The organism is Mycoplasma phocoeninasale, from assembly GCF_012934885.1.
Lineage (GTDB): Bacteria > Bacillota_I > Bacilli_A > Mycoplasmatales > Metamycoplasmataceae > Metamycoplasma > Metamycoplasma phocoeninasale.
This window is the reverse complement of the sequence record NZ_CP051480.1, coordinates 70,384-86,311: the sequence shown is the minus strand read 5'-3', so window position 1 is coordinate 86,311 and position 15,928 is coordinate 70,384. Positions and strand designations below refer to the sequence as shown.

General features: G+C 30.5%; 11 protein-coding genes and 2 tRNA genes. 9 read left to right on the top strand and 4 right to left on the bottom strand.

All coding sequences use genetic code 4. From position 1 onward, the window contains the following. Window positions 1-32: 32 nt before the first annotated feature. The 3 genes from lgt to HGG64_RS00450 all read left to right on the top strand — a co-directional run bounded on the left by lgt (window position 33) and on the right by HGG64_RS00450 (window position 4,212). Window positions 33-974 carry a prolipoprotein diacylglyceryl transferase gene (gene lgt, locus HGG64_RS00460; protein WP_169580019.1) on the top strand — a complete coding sequence of 314 codons (942 nt, stop codon included), beginning with the start codon at window positions 33-35 and terminating at the stop codon, window positions 972-974. Window positions 975-992: 18 nt separating this feature from the next. Continuing rightward, a complete protein-coding gene (locus HGG64_RS00455) occupies window positions 993-1,907 on the top strand; it encodes an NAD(P)/FAD-dependent oxidoreductase (protein WP_169580018.1) in 915 nt (304 codons plus the stop codon). Window positions 1,908-2,055: 148 nt separating this feature from the next. Further along, on the top strand, window positions 2,056-4,212 hold the full coding sequence (locus tag HGG64_RS00450) for a bifunctional metallophosphatase/5'-nucleotidase (RefSeq protein ID WP_169580017.1): 2,157 nt from the start codon (window positions 2,056-2,058) through the stop codon (window positions 4,210-4,212). 285 nt (window positions 4,213-4,497) lie between these two features. On the opposite strand, the gene HGG64_RS00445 is transcribed toward HGG64_RS00450, so the two are convergent. Together HGG64_RS00445 and HGG64_RS00440 are read right to left on the bottom strand one after the other, a co-directional pair. Beyond that, window positions 4,498-5,037 carry a hypothetical protein gene (locus tag HGG64_RS00445; protein ID WP_169580016.1) on the bottom strand — a complete coding sequence of 180 codons (540 nt, stop codon included), beginning with the start codon at window positions 5,035-5,037 and terminating at the stop codon, window positions 4,498-4,500. Window positions 5,038-5,230: 193 nt separating this feature from the next. Then, on the bottom strand, window positions 5,231-6,073 hold the full coding sequence (locus tag HGG64_RS00440; protein ID WP_169580015.1) for a hypothetical protein: 843 nt from the start codon (window positions 6,071-6,073) through the stop codon (window positions 5,231-5,233). A 742-nt stretch (window positions 6,074-6,815) separates the two neighbouring features. Between HGG64_RS00440 and HGG64_RS00435 the strand changes: the two genes are divergently transcribed. The 6 genes from HGG64_RS00435 (at window position 6,816) to HGG64_RS00410 (ending at window position 13,197) form a co-directional block, all read left to right on the top strand. Continuing rightward, window positions 6,816-6,899, top strand: a tRNA-Tyr gene (locus HGG64_RS00435). Window positions 6,900-6,902: 3 nt separating this feature from the next. Beyond that, window positions 6,903-6,977: transfer RNA gene (locus tag HGG64_RS00430), tRNA-Gln, on the top strand. Between the two features lie 82 nt (window positions 6,978-7,059). Then, window positions 7,060-9,474, top strand: coding sequence for a leucine--tRNA ligase (gene leuS / locus HGG64_RS00425; RefSeq protein ID WP_169580014.1), 2,415 nt, complete (start codon window positions 7,060-7,062; stop codon window positions 9,472-9,474). Between the two features lie 87 nt (window positions 9,475-9,561). Further along, entirely contained in the window at window positions 9,562-12,228 is a 2,667-nt protein-coding gene (gene ileS / locus HGG64_RS00420) for an isoleucine--tRNA ligase (protein WP_169580013.1), read from the top strand. Then, window positions 12,218-12,841 carry a signal peptidase II gene (locus HGG64_RS00415; RefSeq protein WP_169580012.1) on the top strand — a complete coding sequence of 208 codons (624 nt, stop codon included), beginning with the start codon at window positions 12,218-12,220 and terminating at the stop codon, window positions 12,839-12,841. The genes ileS and HGG64_RS00415 overlap by 11 nt, the downstream gene beginning before the upstream one ends. Before the next feature lie 104 nt (window positions 12,842-12,945). Continuing rightward, the gene (locus HGG64_RS00410; RefSeq protein WP_169580011.1) at window positions 12,946-13,197 is read left to right on the top strand and encodes a hypothetical protein; all 252 of its coding nucleotides are present in this window, start codon (window positions 12,946-12,948) and stop codon (window positions 13,195-13,197) included. 33 nt (window positions 13,198-13,230) lie between these two features. Here HGG64_RS00410 and rpmE read toward each other — a convergent pair whose 3' ends face one another. Both rpmE and HGG64_RS00400 read right to left on the bottom strand, forming a co-directional pair. Continuing rightward, complete coding sequence (rpmE, locus tag HGG64_RS00405; protein WP_169580010.1) at window positions 13,231-13,449, bottom strand: 50S ribosomal protein L31; 219 nt, start codon at window positions 13,447-13,449, stop codon at window positions 13,231-13,233. Between the two features lie 70 nt (window positions 13,450-13,519). Further along, window positions 13,520-15,904, bottom strand: a complete 2,385-nt coding sequence (locus tag HGG64_RS00400; protein WP_169580009.1) for a phosphoketolase family protein — start codon at window positions 15,902-15,904, stop codon at window positions 13,520-13,522. Between the last annotated feature and the right edge of the window lie 24 nt (window positions 15,905-15,928).

The following is a 15,928-nucleotide window of genomic DNA, read 5'->3' as shown; positions in this document are numbered from 1 at the left end:
TATTACAAATGTAAAATGTAAAAGGAGAAAATATGCCAAAAGATTTTGCGGGTGTTCAACTTAGAATTGGTTCGCTAAACGTATACTCGTTGCTAATAATGATTGGTATGCTAGCTTCTATATTAACAGTGTATTACTTTTGAAGACGAGAAAAATACTCGTTTGAAAAATTTTCAATACTTGTTTTTATAGCGCTGCCAACCGCAATAGCTGGAGCTAGAACTGTATTTGTTATCCAGCAGTTAATTGAACATGGAAGGTGAATTGATGGAGCATGATACAATGCTTTTGCTGTCTGACGGGGCGGACTATCGATTCATGGGGGAGTTATTACCGCCACAATTTGTTGTGTTTTATACATAATTTTTTCAAAAAAAGGTGAAAAAATTGATCTAAGAAAAGCTTTTTCAATTATTCTACCTGCTGTCTTGATTGGACAAGCAATTGGTCGTTGAGGAAACTTTGCTAACCATGAAGTATATGGTGGAATCATGGAACCAGGTTCACTAGCATTTAGAATTCTGCCAAAAATTATTAGAGACCATATGTTCATTGATGGTCAATACCGTCTACCACTATTTTTATATGAATCAATTGCAAACTTAGTTGCATATATAATTCTTGTTTGAATTTTAAACAAATGAAATTTCCTAAGACCAGGAACAACTGGAGCCCTATATATCCTATACTATGGAATCATTCGTTCGGGAATGGAGCCATTGCGGGATGGAAGTTATGGCATTTATAAAGTTATTTCAGCATTATACATTATTACCGGAATTGCTTTAACTGTATTATTTGAATTTGTAATTAAATTAAATTACAATGTATTTAAAATCCCTGTTTATGCAAATGAAAAAACTCACCGTTACTTCTATTTTATAGTTTATGAACCTAAAAATAAGAAGAGATCAACAATTAAATCATTTAAAGAATACTCACGTGGAGAAAACGTGACCACTACTGCCGAATAGAGAAAAAGGTAAGATTATATGGAAAAATTCGATGTTATTATTATCGGTGCTGGACCAGCTGGCCTAACTGCCGCTTTATATCTTGGAAGAAATAATGCCTCAGTTGCTTTCATTGAAGGTAAAGTACCTGGCGGAAAAATGCCAGAACAATCAAAAATTGAAAATTATCCAGGTTTTGATTTAGTATCTGGTGTCGAACTTTCAAATAGAATGTTAACCCAAGCTAGAGCTAACCATGCTAAATTTATTTTTGGAAATGTTAGAAGCCTTAATAATATTAGTGACTGTGAAAAAGAAGTTGTCTTGGAAAACGGCAATAAATACCTAGCAAAAGTTATTATTATTGCCTCGGGCATGAAAAATGTGATTCCACTTGATGTGGCTAATATTGAAAAGTTTAATGGCCGTGGCGTATCATATTGTGCAATATGTGACGGGGCAATCTATTCTGGTAAGCCTTGTGCAATAATTGGCGGCGGTAACTCAGCATTTGACGAAGCGCCATTTCTAGCTTCAGTAGCTACCGAAGTTCATATGTTTATTCGTGATGGAATTACCGCAGAGAAAAAACTAATCGACGATGTTAAAAAAATTAAAAATATTGTCATTCATGAAAATTCAAAAATTCTTGAGTTAAAAGGTAACGACAAGGTTGAATCAATAGTTGCTAATATTAATGGTAAGGTTCAAGAAATGGATATTAAAGCAGTTTTTCCTTATGTTGGCTTCAAGCCAGCTACAGCCTTTGTAGAATATAAGGAAATAATGAATAAATATGGTTTTATTCAAGTGGATAAAAACATGGAAACTAAAATCAAAAATATTTTTGCAATTGGTGATGTTGTTGAAAAAGATATAAGACAAATAACCACTGCTACAAGTGATGGAACAATTGCGGCAAAAGTTATTGGTTCTAGAATAAATATGGAATAAATTAATGAATTTAAAATTAGGACAGAAACTCCTAATTTTTTTTATTTTATTTTGTCCTTTATTGTTTATTTTATGTTTTTTTACTATCTATTAAAAGTCGAAAATCTAATTGTTATATAATTATTATTTAACTAATTAAGGAGACAAAATGAAACGTAAATTTTTAAGAATGACATCAATAGCGTTTGCCGCCGCCGCTTCACTACCAGTGTTGGCATTGACAGCTATTAGTTGTGTCAAAAAAGCAGAAACAAAAACACATAATGAAGCTGAAATTGCTAAAGTTAGAAATGAATACAAACAAACTAAGGATCAATATAACCAACTTTTAGATAATCTTGCCAAGGAATACAAAGCTACCATGGCAGACATGGAAAAAGTATCAAAAGGCACAGAGGAACAAACGATAAAAACACAAAAACTGGCCGCTTTAAAAGCAAAAATCTTTAATATAAACGATGTTGCGAGAAAAAAACTTAACCCATTGTTAAAATTACAAAATTACTTATTCGAATCATTAAAAAGGTTAGAAAAAACTTCTGACATCAAAACAGTTAAAATTTTTCACACTAATGATGAACATGGTAGACTAGAATATGATGCCGGAAGATTTAACAATTTTTCAGGAATGGAAAGAACTTCTAAATATATTAAAGATAAAAACTATGATTTATTAATCTCAGCCGGAGATTTAATACAAGGTCTACCATTATCTGATGTTGATAAAGGTGAAACAATAACTAAAATTGCTAAATATGTTGGTTATGACTCAATCGCTATTGGTAATCATGAATTTGACTATGGTTTGGATCACATCCTAAAATTAAACCAATTAGCAGAAAAAGAAGAAAACGGATGAAGCATGCCATTTATATCCGCTAATATTTACTGACGTGATTATGCTAATGAAACTGGCAAACCAGATGGATATGACCAATCAAGGGTTAATAAAAGGGTATTTAAGCCATACATTATTAAAACATTAGAAAATAATGTTAAGGTAGCAATCATGGGATTAACTACTCCGGATACTCGCTACACTTCGCACCCACGCAATTCTGTTTTAGTTGATTTCAGAGACCCAGCTACTTCAGCAAGAGAAACCATTGCTGAAATTAAAAAAGATCACCCAGATGTTAATTTTATAATTGCCTCAACACATTTAGGTGTTGGTAGAAATAATAGAGAATGAACATCTGAATACTTAGCAGAAAATGTTAAGGACATAGATTTAATCCTTGATGGACACAGTCATACTTATGTACAAATTCATCGAAATGCTGAAGATGAAGCATACATAACCCAAACAGAAGCTTATACTAAATATTTGGGTGACATTGAACTAGAATTCAATACAAAAACTGGAAAAATTGTTGCCGTAACTCAACAACTTAGAGATATAAACCAAATTACTGTTGCAACAAATGATTCGAGTGACTTGTTTATCTCTGAACTCAAAAAACATTTTGATAAAGAATACTCAGTTAAAGTGTTTAACAATACACTTCCATTTGAACATACAACCTCAGTTGAAGTTGATGGCACTCCATATTGAAAAGGAAGAATTCAAGCAACTGAACTAGGTGTTCTAGTCAGCGACTCATTAGCTTGAGAATTTGTCGCTAATAAGCCGTGAGAGCAAAATACTGAAATAACAAATAAAGATCCAGGAACACTAGATAATGTTATTGGTCTAACAAATGGTGGTGGTATTAGAACTGATTTACCGGTTGGGGATGTGCTAAGAAAAGATTTATTAGCATTAAGTCCATTTGGTAATAGAATTAGTGCCGTTCAACTAAAAGGTGATAATTTATTAAAAGTGTTTGAACATGCAATTAGCAAAGGAAGATCTGGTGGTTATGGACAATGGTCATTTAATGTTTCATATCAAGCTAAAACCACAAAACAAAAGAGTCCACGATCAAATAAAGATGAATACATCTGATCATTAGTAAAAGATTCGGTAAAAATTAATGGAAAGGCTATCGATCCTAATAAATACTACTATGTAGTTACAAATGACTTTTTGGTAGTTGGTGGTGACGGCTATACTGCTTTAAATCCTGCTGCTCCAGAAAACAGTAATGTTAAATTAGTTTATGAAGGTGGAAAATACATTGACACCTTAGAAAAATACCTAATTATGATTTCAAATCCTTCGTTTATGGAAACTAATGGCAATACATTCGCTAAACCATTAGCTAAATATGGAAAAGATATAATTAAAAATCAAACATTAGATATTCCTAAAGATGCTTTTACCAATATGCTAAAAGAGCCTGATAACAGCAAACAAAAATAAAAACATGGCAAAACATTGTTCTGAGCAAGTTTAGCAAATTAAAAGTCAAGGCAATAATTGTCCTTGACTTTTTTATTTACAAATCAACATTATAAAAAAACCCACTTTCTAAAAACTTGTACTTAAAAATAGAGAAACTGCTATAAATAATTATATACCTATTTATTTTTGTGACAGAACTAATCAAAGCTCATATTGTTTTATAACTATAACAAATTTTTAGTTTTTTTTGTTAGGTGAAGAAAATGTTATGTGGCATTAAAAAAATGCCAACAAGGCATCTTCTTAGTAGTATTGTCTATCAAAGATTTCTTTGCATATATTTTTGATTTTGTTTGGAATAATACCTCAAATAAATCAATTCATAAAGTTGTTGATAATAATTGCATATTGATTTCAGCTTAATAGATAATCATCATTTCTATTAATTACATTATTAAGATGTCTATGTGCAGACTCTAGCGAATTTTTATTAAAAAATTCAATGATTTTGTCAATTTCGAGGCTCTTAGTTTTGAAAAATTTATCATCCTCTTCATCACGATATTCCGGGTTATTAGGACTTTGTGGATATTGATGAAGTTGACTAACCATTTGTAAACATCAAATAATTTTGTTGGTTAAGTGCATCAGTTTTTCAACAAGCTGTCTTTCATTAAGCAGTTTATCTTGAATATCCTCGAAACTTTCTTCAATATTTTGAAAATTTTTCCATTTCTTTGTTAGAGAAATTTCATGCTCCAAAATATCACTAGATGAATTTATTGATGTAATTATTTCATTATATAAAGAAAAAAATACTTCATTTCTTTGCTTTATTATCATAGATTTTCCTTTCTGCTTTTTAGGTTTGATTATATATCTAAATTAGGCTATGGTATCGTTTTATCAGTGAGATCTTACTGTAATTTTTACCGTTAATTAGCAGTGTCACAATGATTATATAAATTTTATCAAAATTTATGCTAAATTTTTTATATCTAAAATTAGTAAAAGAAAAGTATTTTATTTTTTATTTTTACTCTGGTTTATTAATTCAAATTAATAGGGCAGAAATATGAACATATCCATTAATTTTTTTTCGATTCATTAAATAGATAGCAGCCACTTTTGTGATGTATAAAATGATGAAAATAAATGTTGGAATGACAATCATTGTAATCAATGAAATAATATCTATGTTAGGCACTAATGAAAGTTTGAAATAAGATGAAACCGTAAAAGTTGCATATAATGAAATTATTGTTAAATTAATTCATAGATAATTCAAAATATTACCGCATTTAACTTCATTATCTCCGAAGTCAGCACGGTTATAAACATTGGGTAATATTATATAATCAAAAACAACTAATCTAATTAAAGTTAGAGCTGAGAAAGCTTTAAGATAATTCTGTGTCGAATCTAAGGCGAAATTTCTTATTAGCAAAAAGATAATTGGCGCCATTGTTATATATAAAGCCATTCAAATGATATTTATTCATGAGTGTGCAACTAGGAATTTAGATAGTTTTTCTTTTTTACGATTTTTTTCTAATAAATAATTCAATAAATTATTTTGACGCGATTCGTAATTGCTTTGCGTTGTTGTTAGAAAAATATTATCAGTTAACGGATTAATTAGGGCGAAATTTAGTAAGATCCCTAAACATATTAGTAAAATTTTAGATATCGTGTAGTTAACAAAAAGATGTAAATTTATTGGTTGTGAAAAAATAATAATATCTGCCAGCAGAAAACTAATAAAGAAAATTTGAATTAGTGCTGATAAAAATATTGTTATATCTCTTTTAAAAGAGTTTTGTGATCTAATGATTATTGGTAAAGTTAATGTTGGTGATAGAGTTAATGTGTTAATCATTTATATCCTTTCTGTGTATTATTTTGTGATATATATTTTGATTTAAATTTAAAAAAGTTATCATACTATGCACGGTTGCAAAAATTTAGCCACCGTTCATTACTGATTTTTAAATTATTAAAGATAAAACTTTTTCAAGATTAAATTAGAGTATTTTTTGATTACAAAATAAATGTTCAAAATTTTAAATAGTTATTCGAGTTTTTCATTTAAATTAGTACTATTATCTGTATATTAAAATTACTTAATCTAGTTTATAAAAATTTATACTTGTCTTAAGTATTACGATAACTTTTTTCAATTTGTATTTGTTAACATTATTTTAATTATTTGAAAATTTATAGTATTTTTTATTTACCTATTCAAAAAAATTTTATCATTAATTGCCTATATTTTTCCTTTGTTTATTTAAAATTGCTATTATATATTAAATATATATACTATTAGTTATTTTTTTGTATTCTCACTTTTTTAATCTAAAATACAGAATCAAAACTTATTTTTATAAGATTAGAGTACTTAAGCGTTATTTACTACAAATCCACATTTTTATTTTAAAATTGGCAAATTAATAAACAAAGTAAATTGTGAATTAGTAAATATTAATGTCGTATTATTAGCTATAATGGTTAATTTCTTAGATAATTAACTTTTGATTTTGGTTGCAATTAGCATCTTAAAAAAATAAAATTTTTACTAAAAAATTACTAATTATATATTATAATTTCTTTTGCATTTATATGGAGGGGTAGCGAAGCGGCCAAACGCGGGTGGCTGTAACCCACTTCCTAACGGTTCGGGGGTTCGAATCCCTCCCCCTCCACCATATTGCCCTTTAGCCAAGCGGTAAGGCAGCGGTTTTTGGTACCGCCATCCGTTAGTTCGAATCTAACAAGGGCAGCCAAATCACATAGTGTAATAATTGACAGCTTCTTGGGCTGTTTTTATTTTATTTTTTTATTTAACTTTGGGGTAAAATTATTTCTATGTATAATCACCAAGAAATAGAAAAAAAATGACAAGCATATTGAGAAAAAAATAAATCATTTAAAACCCAAGAAAGAAGTAATAAAAAGGCTTATATTTTGGATATGTTTCCGTATCCTTCTGGATCTGGACTTCATGTTGGACATTTAGAAGGGTATACTGCAACTGATATTATTAGTCGTTATAAAAGATTAAATAATTTTGATGTTCTCCATCCAATTGGATGAGATGCTTTTGGCTTGCCAGCTGAGCAGTATGCTTTAAAAACGGGTAATCACCCTGCCACTTTTACTTTAAAAAATATTGATAATTTTCGTCGTCAATTAAAACTATTAGGCTTTTCATATGATTATGAGAAGGAAATTAACACAACTGATCCGAATTTCTATGTTTGAACACAATGAATATTCAAAGAACTGTATAAACAAGGGCTAGCAGCAATTGAAAATGTTGATGTTAATTGATGTGAGGGTTTAGGAACAGTTTTAGCTAATGAAGAAATTATCGAACTTAATGGAATAAGAGTGAGTGAACGCGGTAATTTTCCTGTAATTAGAAAGCCAATGAAGCAATGAGTTTTAAAAATAACTGCTTATGCTGATAAATTGCTTGAAGGACTAGACGAAGTTAATTGGCCAGATAATTTAAAATCATTGCAAAGAAACTGAATTGGTAAAAACATTGGTCATGAAGTCACATGAAAGGTACATAATAGTAATGAAAAAATCACAACATTTACTACTCATTTAGATACAATTTATGGCGTTTCAGCGATTATTGTTAATCCTGAGCATCCTTTGATTAATAAAATTACTAGTCGCAAAAATTTCGAGGATGTTTTGGAATATGTTGAGAGCTTCAAACTAAAAAGTGATCGCAAACTATTGCAAAACGCTAAAGAAAAAACTGGTGTTGAATTGGGTTGTTATGTTGAACACCCCCTAACTAAGAAATTAATTCCTGTCTGAGTATCAGACTATGTTCTTCCGGGTTATGGAACTGGCGCAATTATGGCTGTTCCGGCGCATGATGAGAGAGATTTTGAATTTGCTAAAAAATACAAATTAACAATTACTCCAATAATAGAAGTAATGGAGGAAAATTTACCTTTTGTAGGTGATGGTGTTCATATTAATAGTCATATTGCTAATGAACTTTATGCAAATGAAGCCACTGAAAAAATTTATGAAGAACTAAAAATACAAAAAGTTGTAAACAAAAAAGTCAATTATAAACTAAGAGATTGAGTTTTCTCAAGACAAAGATATTGAGGAGAACCATTTCCTGTTCTATTCGATGAGGACAATAAAATTTATTTAGTGAAGGAATTAGTGAAGTTACCAGAAGCAAAAAATATCAAACCATCTGGTTCAACAGAAGGCCCATTGGCTAATATTAAGGAGTGAAATAATGTTGAGATTAACGGCAAAAAATTTCGACATGACAATAATGTTATGCCACAATGAGCGGGATCAAGTTGATATTATTTAGCTTATGTGCTAAAAAATCCTGATGGCAGCTATGTTCCGTTAAACTCAGAAGAAGCTAAAAAACGCTTTGAGAACTGACTTCCAGTGGATTTATACATCGGTGGTCAAGAACATGCTGTATTGCATCTATTGTATGCCCGTTTTTGACATCGTTTCTTATTTGATATTGGTATTGTTAATACTAAAGAGCCATTTGCGAAGTTAATTAATCAAGGAATTATTTTAGGAACAGATGGACAAAAAATGTCGAAATCGCTTGGTAATGTTATTAATCCTGATGAGTTAATAGAAAAGCAGGGAGCTGATGCTCTACGGGTATATGAAATGTTTATGGGACCAATAACTGATTCGAAATCTTGAAATGTTGATTCGCTTAACGGGATCCGTCGTTGACTTGAAAAAATTTACAATACTTTTTTAAAATTGATCGACCAAAAAATCAAAATTTCACATGAGATGGCAGAATTAGATAGTCATATTAATCAGCTAATTATTGATGTCACCGATAATATCGAAAATACTAAATTCAATATTGCAATTAGCAAAATGATGGTCTTCATTAATTACCTAGCGGCTCAATCTGAAATACATTCACACTATCCGCTGAAAATCTTTGCAATACTACTAAATCCGTTTGCTCCCCACTTATCAGAAGAATTGCTTCATATGCTAAAAGAAAAACCTGCCGAATTCCAAAGTTGACCATTTCCGGATCAAACGAAAATTATTACTAAAAATAAAATTATTGGAATTCAAATTAATGGCAAGACCCGTGGTCAGATTGAAATTCTAGCCGAATGGAATCAAGATGATGTCTTAATGGAGGTGAAAAAACTACCTTCAATTGCAAAATGATTAGAAGATAAAGAAATCGTTAAAGTAATTTATCTAAAAGACAAAATTATAAATTTAATAATTAAATAATATTTTTATGTCAATTTACTTATAAAATTAGAAATGCTATAACTTTAGAGTAAAATAACATACATATTATTTGAAAGGGTAAATATTATGGAAGACAAAAAAGATTATAAAAATACTTTATTAATGCCATTTACTGATTTTTCAATGAAGGCTAATTTACCAGAAAAAGAACCACAGTATATTGCTAAATGACTAGAAGGTAGCATTTATCAAAAGATTTTAAAACGTAACAAAAACAATAAACCTTTTGTGTTGCATGATGGTCCCCCATATGCAAATGGTAATATTCATGTTGGACATGCATTAAATAAAATTTTAAAGGATATTATCGTTAGATTTAGAAGCATGCAAGGATACTACTCGCCATATGTCCCAGGCTGAGATACGCACGGACTTCCAATTGAACACAAAATGCTACTTGAATCAAAAAAACAAGCAAAGGATTTTTCACCGATTGAACTTAGAAAAGCTGCAACAGACTATGCTTTGAGTCAAATTGATATTCAAAAATCACAATTTCAAAAACTTTTATTGCTGGCTGATTTTAAAAATATATATGTTACCCTAGATAAAAAAATTGAAGCTAATCAACTACGTTTATTCAAAAAGATGGTGAATGATGGATTAATTTATAAGGATCTTAAACCGGTTTATTGGTCACCTTCTTCACAATCAGCATTGGCTGAAGCTGAAGTTGAATACGCTGACCATATTTCACCTTCAATATATGTTGCATTTAAAATTATTGAAGGAAATAATTTTGTTTCAAAAGATGATTATTTATTAATTTGAACAACTACACCATGAACTCTTATTGCCAATAGTGGTGTTGCTATAAATGAAAAATTTAAGTATTTAAAAATTAAATATGAAAATAATAACTACGTGATGGCAAAGGAACTACTAAACTCTTTTGTCAATGCCGCAAAGTGAGAAAATTTTGAAGTTATTTCGGAATTTTACGGTAGTGATTTGCTATCAACTAAATATAAAAGCCCAATTAATAATTTAGAATGTCCTGTTGTTATTGGACATCACGTTAATTTAGAATCGGGTACGGGACTTGTTCACATTGCCCCCCTATTTGGAGAAGATGACTTTATAATTGGCAATAAATATAATTTAGAAAAGATTATGCATGTCGAAGATGACGGAATGCTAAATGATAAAGCATTGCAATTTAAAAATGTTTTCTATGATGACGCTAATCCAATGATCGGAAAATTTTTAGAAGAACATGGACTTTTAAAGATGTTCAAAAGGATTAAGCACTCATATCCACATGATTGAAGAACTCACAAACCAATTATGTATCGTGCTACACCACAATGATTTGTTTCGCTAAAACCAATTAAAAATAATATTGCTGTCGCTCTAAATGAGGTTAAAACTTATAATGACTGAAGCAAAAAACGCCTAGCTTTAATGTTAGAAAATCGTGAAACCTGGTGTATTTCTCGTCAAAGAATTTGGGGCGTGCCAATCATTATATTCTACGATAAGAATAAAAAACCAGTTATCAATGATGAAATTTTTGATTATGTCATCAACTTAGTTGAAGAGCATGGAACTGATGTCTGATATCAAAGAGAAGTGGACGAACTTCTGCCTGAAAAATACAGAAACCTAGGATATAGCAAAGAAAAAGACATTATGGATGTTTGATTTGACTCTGGCTCTACTTCTATGAGTGTTAAAATTGATGGTGTTACAGCTCCATATGATTTATATCTAGAAGGATCAGATCAATATCGCGGCTGATTTAATAGTTCCCTTATTAACTCAATTGCTTGAAATAATACTAGCCCATTTAAAGCACTACTATCGCATGGTTTTGTACTAGATGGTAAAGGACAAAAAATGTCTAAATCTAAGGCGAATGTCGTTGATCCCATTATGGTAATTTCAAAATATGGTGCTGATATTTTAAGATTATGAGCTGCTAATTCAGAGTATACTGGTGATGTTACTATTGATGATAAAATTTTAGATCAGATTGTTGAAATATATCGAAAATTACGTAACACTGTTAAGTTCATGTTGGGTGCAATTTCTGATTATGATTTTCAAGAAGTAAACGTTGAATCTATTCACGCCTTGATGCTTGAAAGGATTAATAATTTAGAATCAACTATTTTAGATTATTATGAGAATTATCGTTTTGTGAATGTTATTAAAGATATAAATAACTTTATTATTGATTTTAGTAGCTACTACATTTCAATTACTAAAGACATTCTATATTTGAATAAACAAACTGATAATGAAAGAAAGCAAGTTCAATTTATTTTCTCAAAAGTAATTGACTTATTAATTAGAGCATTAGCACCAATCATGCCAGTAACATGTGAAGAGATATATCAATACTACAATGTTCCGAATAAATTAGAATCAGTTCATATGCTACCATTTTTAGAAAAGAAAACTATTTCGACTAAATTAGAGCAAGAATGAAAAGATTTCTTTGAAATCAAAAATAATATTTACCGTTTAATCGAAGAAAAAATTAAAAGTCAAACCATCAAGCGTCAAAATGAGGCTTTTGTTACTATCAAAACCGATGTAAAATGAATTAAATTACTTCCGCTGGCTAAACTTTTAATGGTTGCAAAAGTTGAATTTGGTGATGAAAACAAAGTGGAAAAGCAAGATTCCAAAAAATGTTTAAGATGTTGAAACCACTTTGAAGATGAAAATTTTGATGACAAGTTAGAAATATGTCTAAGATGCAAAGAGGTTATCAGTGAAAAATAAAATTAAAATTCCAGTATTTTTTACTAGAAAGTACTGAGCAGAAAACTGAAAAACAAGTTTAGTCAATTTGGCAATTTATTTAGCAGTATTCACCGCACTAACATTAGTTGATTTACTAACAAAACAATTTATTTTTAATAATAGAGCTATAGAACTTGATGTTACTAACCATTATGAAGTTTATAGAAGTAATTTCATAATATTTCATTCAATTTTCCATCGTGGTACCACTATCTCAATTGGCTTGCCAGAGTGAACACTTCATTTTGTTACTGTTCTTATCATTCTAACGACATTAACAGTTACACTCTTTTTCAAGGATAAAAGTTTTAGATGAACTGTCGCAGCTTTTGCAATGGTTGCTGCCGGAGCCTTTGGAAATATGTATGATCGTTTGGCTTTAGGAGGAGTTAGAGACATTATCCATCTACCATGAGCTGATGCCGGAACATTTAACTTCGCAGATGCCTGACTGGTATTTGGTGGAATTAGCTCACTGGTATCAATTATTGTTGTGACATTCTGGGTAATTCCAAAGAAGAACAACAAGGAAAGCAATACCAAATTAAATTTAGAAGACTTTAATGAAGTTAACTTTGAATCAACAACTTAAAAGAAGTTTATAAAATGCCACTCATTTGGCATTTTTTTATTATTTTTTTCGTAAATAAACAATAAGGTTTTAATATTACCATAACATTCAAATGAGGAGGTTATATGGAAAATTTTAAAACTATGGATGATACTAAATCTAAAACGATTTCCGGCGGATTTGCTATCACAACACTAATTACTACAATTCTTTCTGTCATCCCAGCTGTAATTGGTGGAATTGGTGCGGCTGCCGGTATTGCTAAATCTTTATCGTCAGCTAAAGGTGAAATCAAAACTAAAGATGGTTTTAGTGTAAAATGGGACGATGCTAATACCAATGTTGGATTTAGTGTTGGATTTCATTATTGCATATAAAAAAATCAGGGCAACCTGATTTTTTAAAAGTTCTTAGTTAGAAGTTTTTTTAGATTTTTCTAATATTTTATTAAATCTTTCAACACGACCTCTAGCCTTTACATCGCTACGGTTACCGGTGTAAAATGCATGACAATTAGAACAAACATCTAGACTAACTTTATCAGCTGTAGAACCAAATGTAAATTCAGAATTGCATGATGAACAAGTAGCTTTGATTTGATCATATTTTGGATGAATATCTTTTTTCATATGCGCTCCTATCCTCTTAATATTAATTAAACTTATACTATTTTATCAAAATTGCTATAAAATATGCCTTTTATTTATTAATATTTTCTCATTTTCAATCAATAATTTCTGGCATATCATAACCATAATTTCTAATGTATTCTTTATGGTCGGCAATTTTCTTTTCCATTTCTTTAACAAATGCTTTTGATTTTTCGCCGTATACCATTTTAGCGGCATCAATTGAGATGTGGAAACGGTCCATATCACTTAATTGTCTTATATCAAAACTTGTAGTAATATCTCCATTTTCACGGTATCCATGAACCATTAGATTTCTATTTTTTCTGGTAAAGAAGATGTCACGAATTAAACCTTCATAACCATGGAATGCAAACATAATTGGCTTGTCTGTAGTAAAGACTTTATCAAATTCTTCGTCACTAATTCCTCTTGGGTCAATTTTTGGCGATCTTAGTTTTAGTAAGTCAACAACATTCACATATCTTATTTTTAATTTTGGAAATGCTTTATGCATAATTGAGATTGCTGCTAGTGATTCTAAGTTTGATTCAACACCAGATGAAACAAAAACGATGTCTGGTTCTTCGTTTTCAGAAACGTTAGATGCTCAATCAATAACTTTGTAACCTTTGTTTACTAGTTCTTCAGCTTCTTTAACGGTGAAGAATTGCTCTCTCGGTTGTTTTGACGCTACAATTAAGTTAATTACATTTCTTTCCTTAAATGACTTTTCCATTACCGCAAGTAAAGTGTTGGTATCACCGGGCAAATATTCACGAATTAATTCAGGACGCTTATCTGCTAGGTGACCTAAAATTCCTGGATCTTGATGTGTATAACCATTATGGTCTTGTTGGAAGGCATTTGAAGTAGCAATGATGTTTAGTGATGGAAAATCTGCTCTTCATTTCAATTCTAATGATTTCTTAATTCATTTCATATGTTGAGTTAACATTGAGTCTACAACTCTTAAAAATGATTCATATGAAGCAAAGAAACCATGTCTTCCAGTTAAAACATACCCTTCTAGAAAACCTTCGGCTTGGTGTTCGCTTAATTGCGAATCAATAATTCTTCCTTCTGGACTAATTCATTCATCGTATTTTTGAATGCTTTTTTCTAGTCATTGACGTTGTGTAACTTCAAATAAACTAAATAGACGGTTAGATTTAGTTTCATCAGGCCCAAATACTCTAAAATTATCCTTATTATCAGTAATAATTTTTGCAATATATTTAGACATTTCAGCCATGTCTTGCGCTTTTATTTCGCCAGGCTTTTTGAAGTCTAAAGCATATTTTCTTCAATCATCTAATTTTAATAATTTAGCGTTAATACCACCATTTGTAATTGGATGAACTGCCATTCTCTTTAAGCCTTTTGGAGCAATATCGCTAATTTCTTTGATAATTTTTCCATTTTTATCAAAAAGTTCATGTGGTTTGTATGACATTAGTCAATCTTCAAGAGCATCGATTTTTTCCATTTTGAAAGCTGAAACAGGAATTGGAACTTGGTGAGCTCTAAAGCATCCTTCAACAGCTTCATTATTTCATGTTTTAGGTCCAGTTCAACCCTTTGGAGTTCTAACGATCATAACTGGTCAATTTGGTCTAGTGGCTTCTTTTGCTGAGTGTTTTCTAGCGTTTTTTCTAATTGCTAAAATTTCTTCAATAGCTTGGTCCATTGCCTTAGCCATAATGCTGTGATTTTCTAAATGATTTTCACTTTCTTTATGGGTTACAAAAATTGGATTTCATCCAAGTCCAAGGAAATAAGATTTTAATTCTTCATCTGATTTACGAGCAAGAATTGTAGGATTAGAAATTTTTCCACCGTTTAAGTGAAGGATTGGTAAAACTGTTCCATCATTTACTGGGTTGATAAATACATTTGAGAATCAACCGGCAGCTAGTGGTCCAGTTTCCGCTTCGCCATCACCTATTACTGTAGCAGCAATAACATCTGGATTATCAAGTACAGCTCCTGTAGCATGACTTAATGAATACCCTAATTCTCCACCTTCGTGAATAGAACCAGGTGTTTCAGGTGCTGCATGACTTGCTGTTCCACCAGGGAATGAAAATCTCTTAAACATCTTTTTAAGACCGGTTTCATCTTGTGAAATTTCTGGATATATTTCTGTGTATGAGCCATCAAGATATGAATTTGAAATCATAACTTGTCCACCGTGTCCAGGACCTTCAATGTAGAACATTTCTAGGTCATATTTGTTGATAACTCTATTTAAATGAGCATATATAAAGTTTTGGCCAGGAATTGTTCCTCAGTGTCCAATTGGATATAATTTAACATCATCTTTTGTTAATTTTTGTTTAAGCAAAGGATTATCTCTAAGATAAATTTGTGCAACACTTAAAAAATTTGCGGCTCTAAATCATTTGTCCATTTTTTCAAGGTATTTATCTTCATCAAAAATTGTTTTTTTCATATTTCTCCTTAAAAATATTTTCTA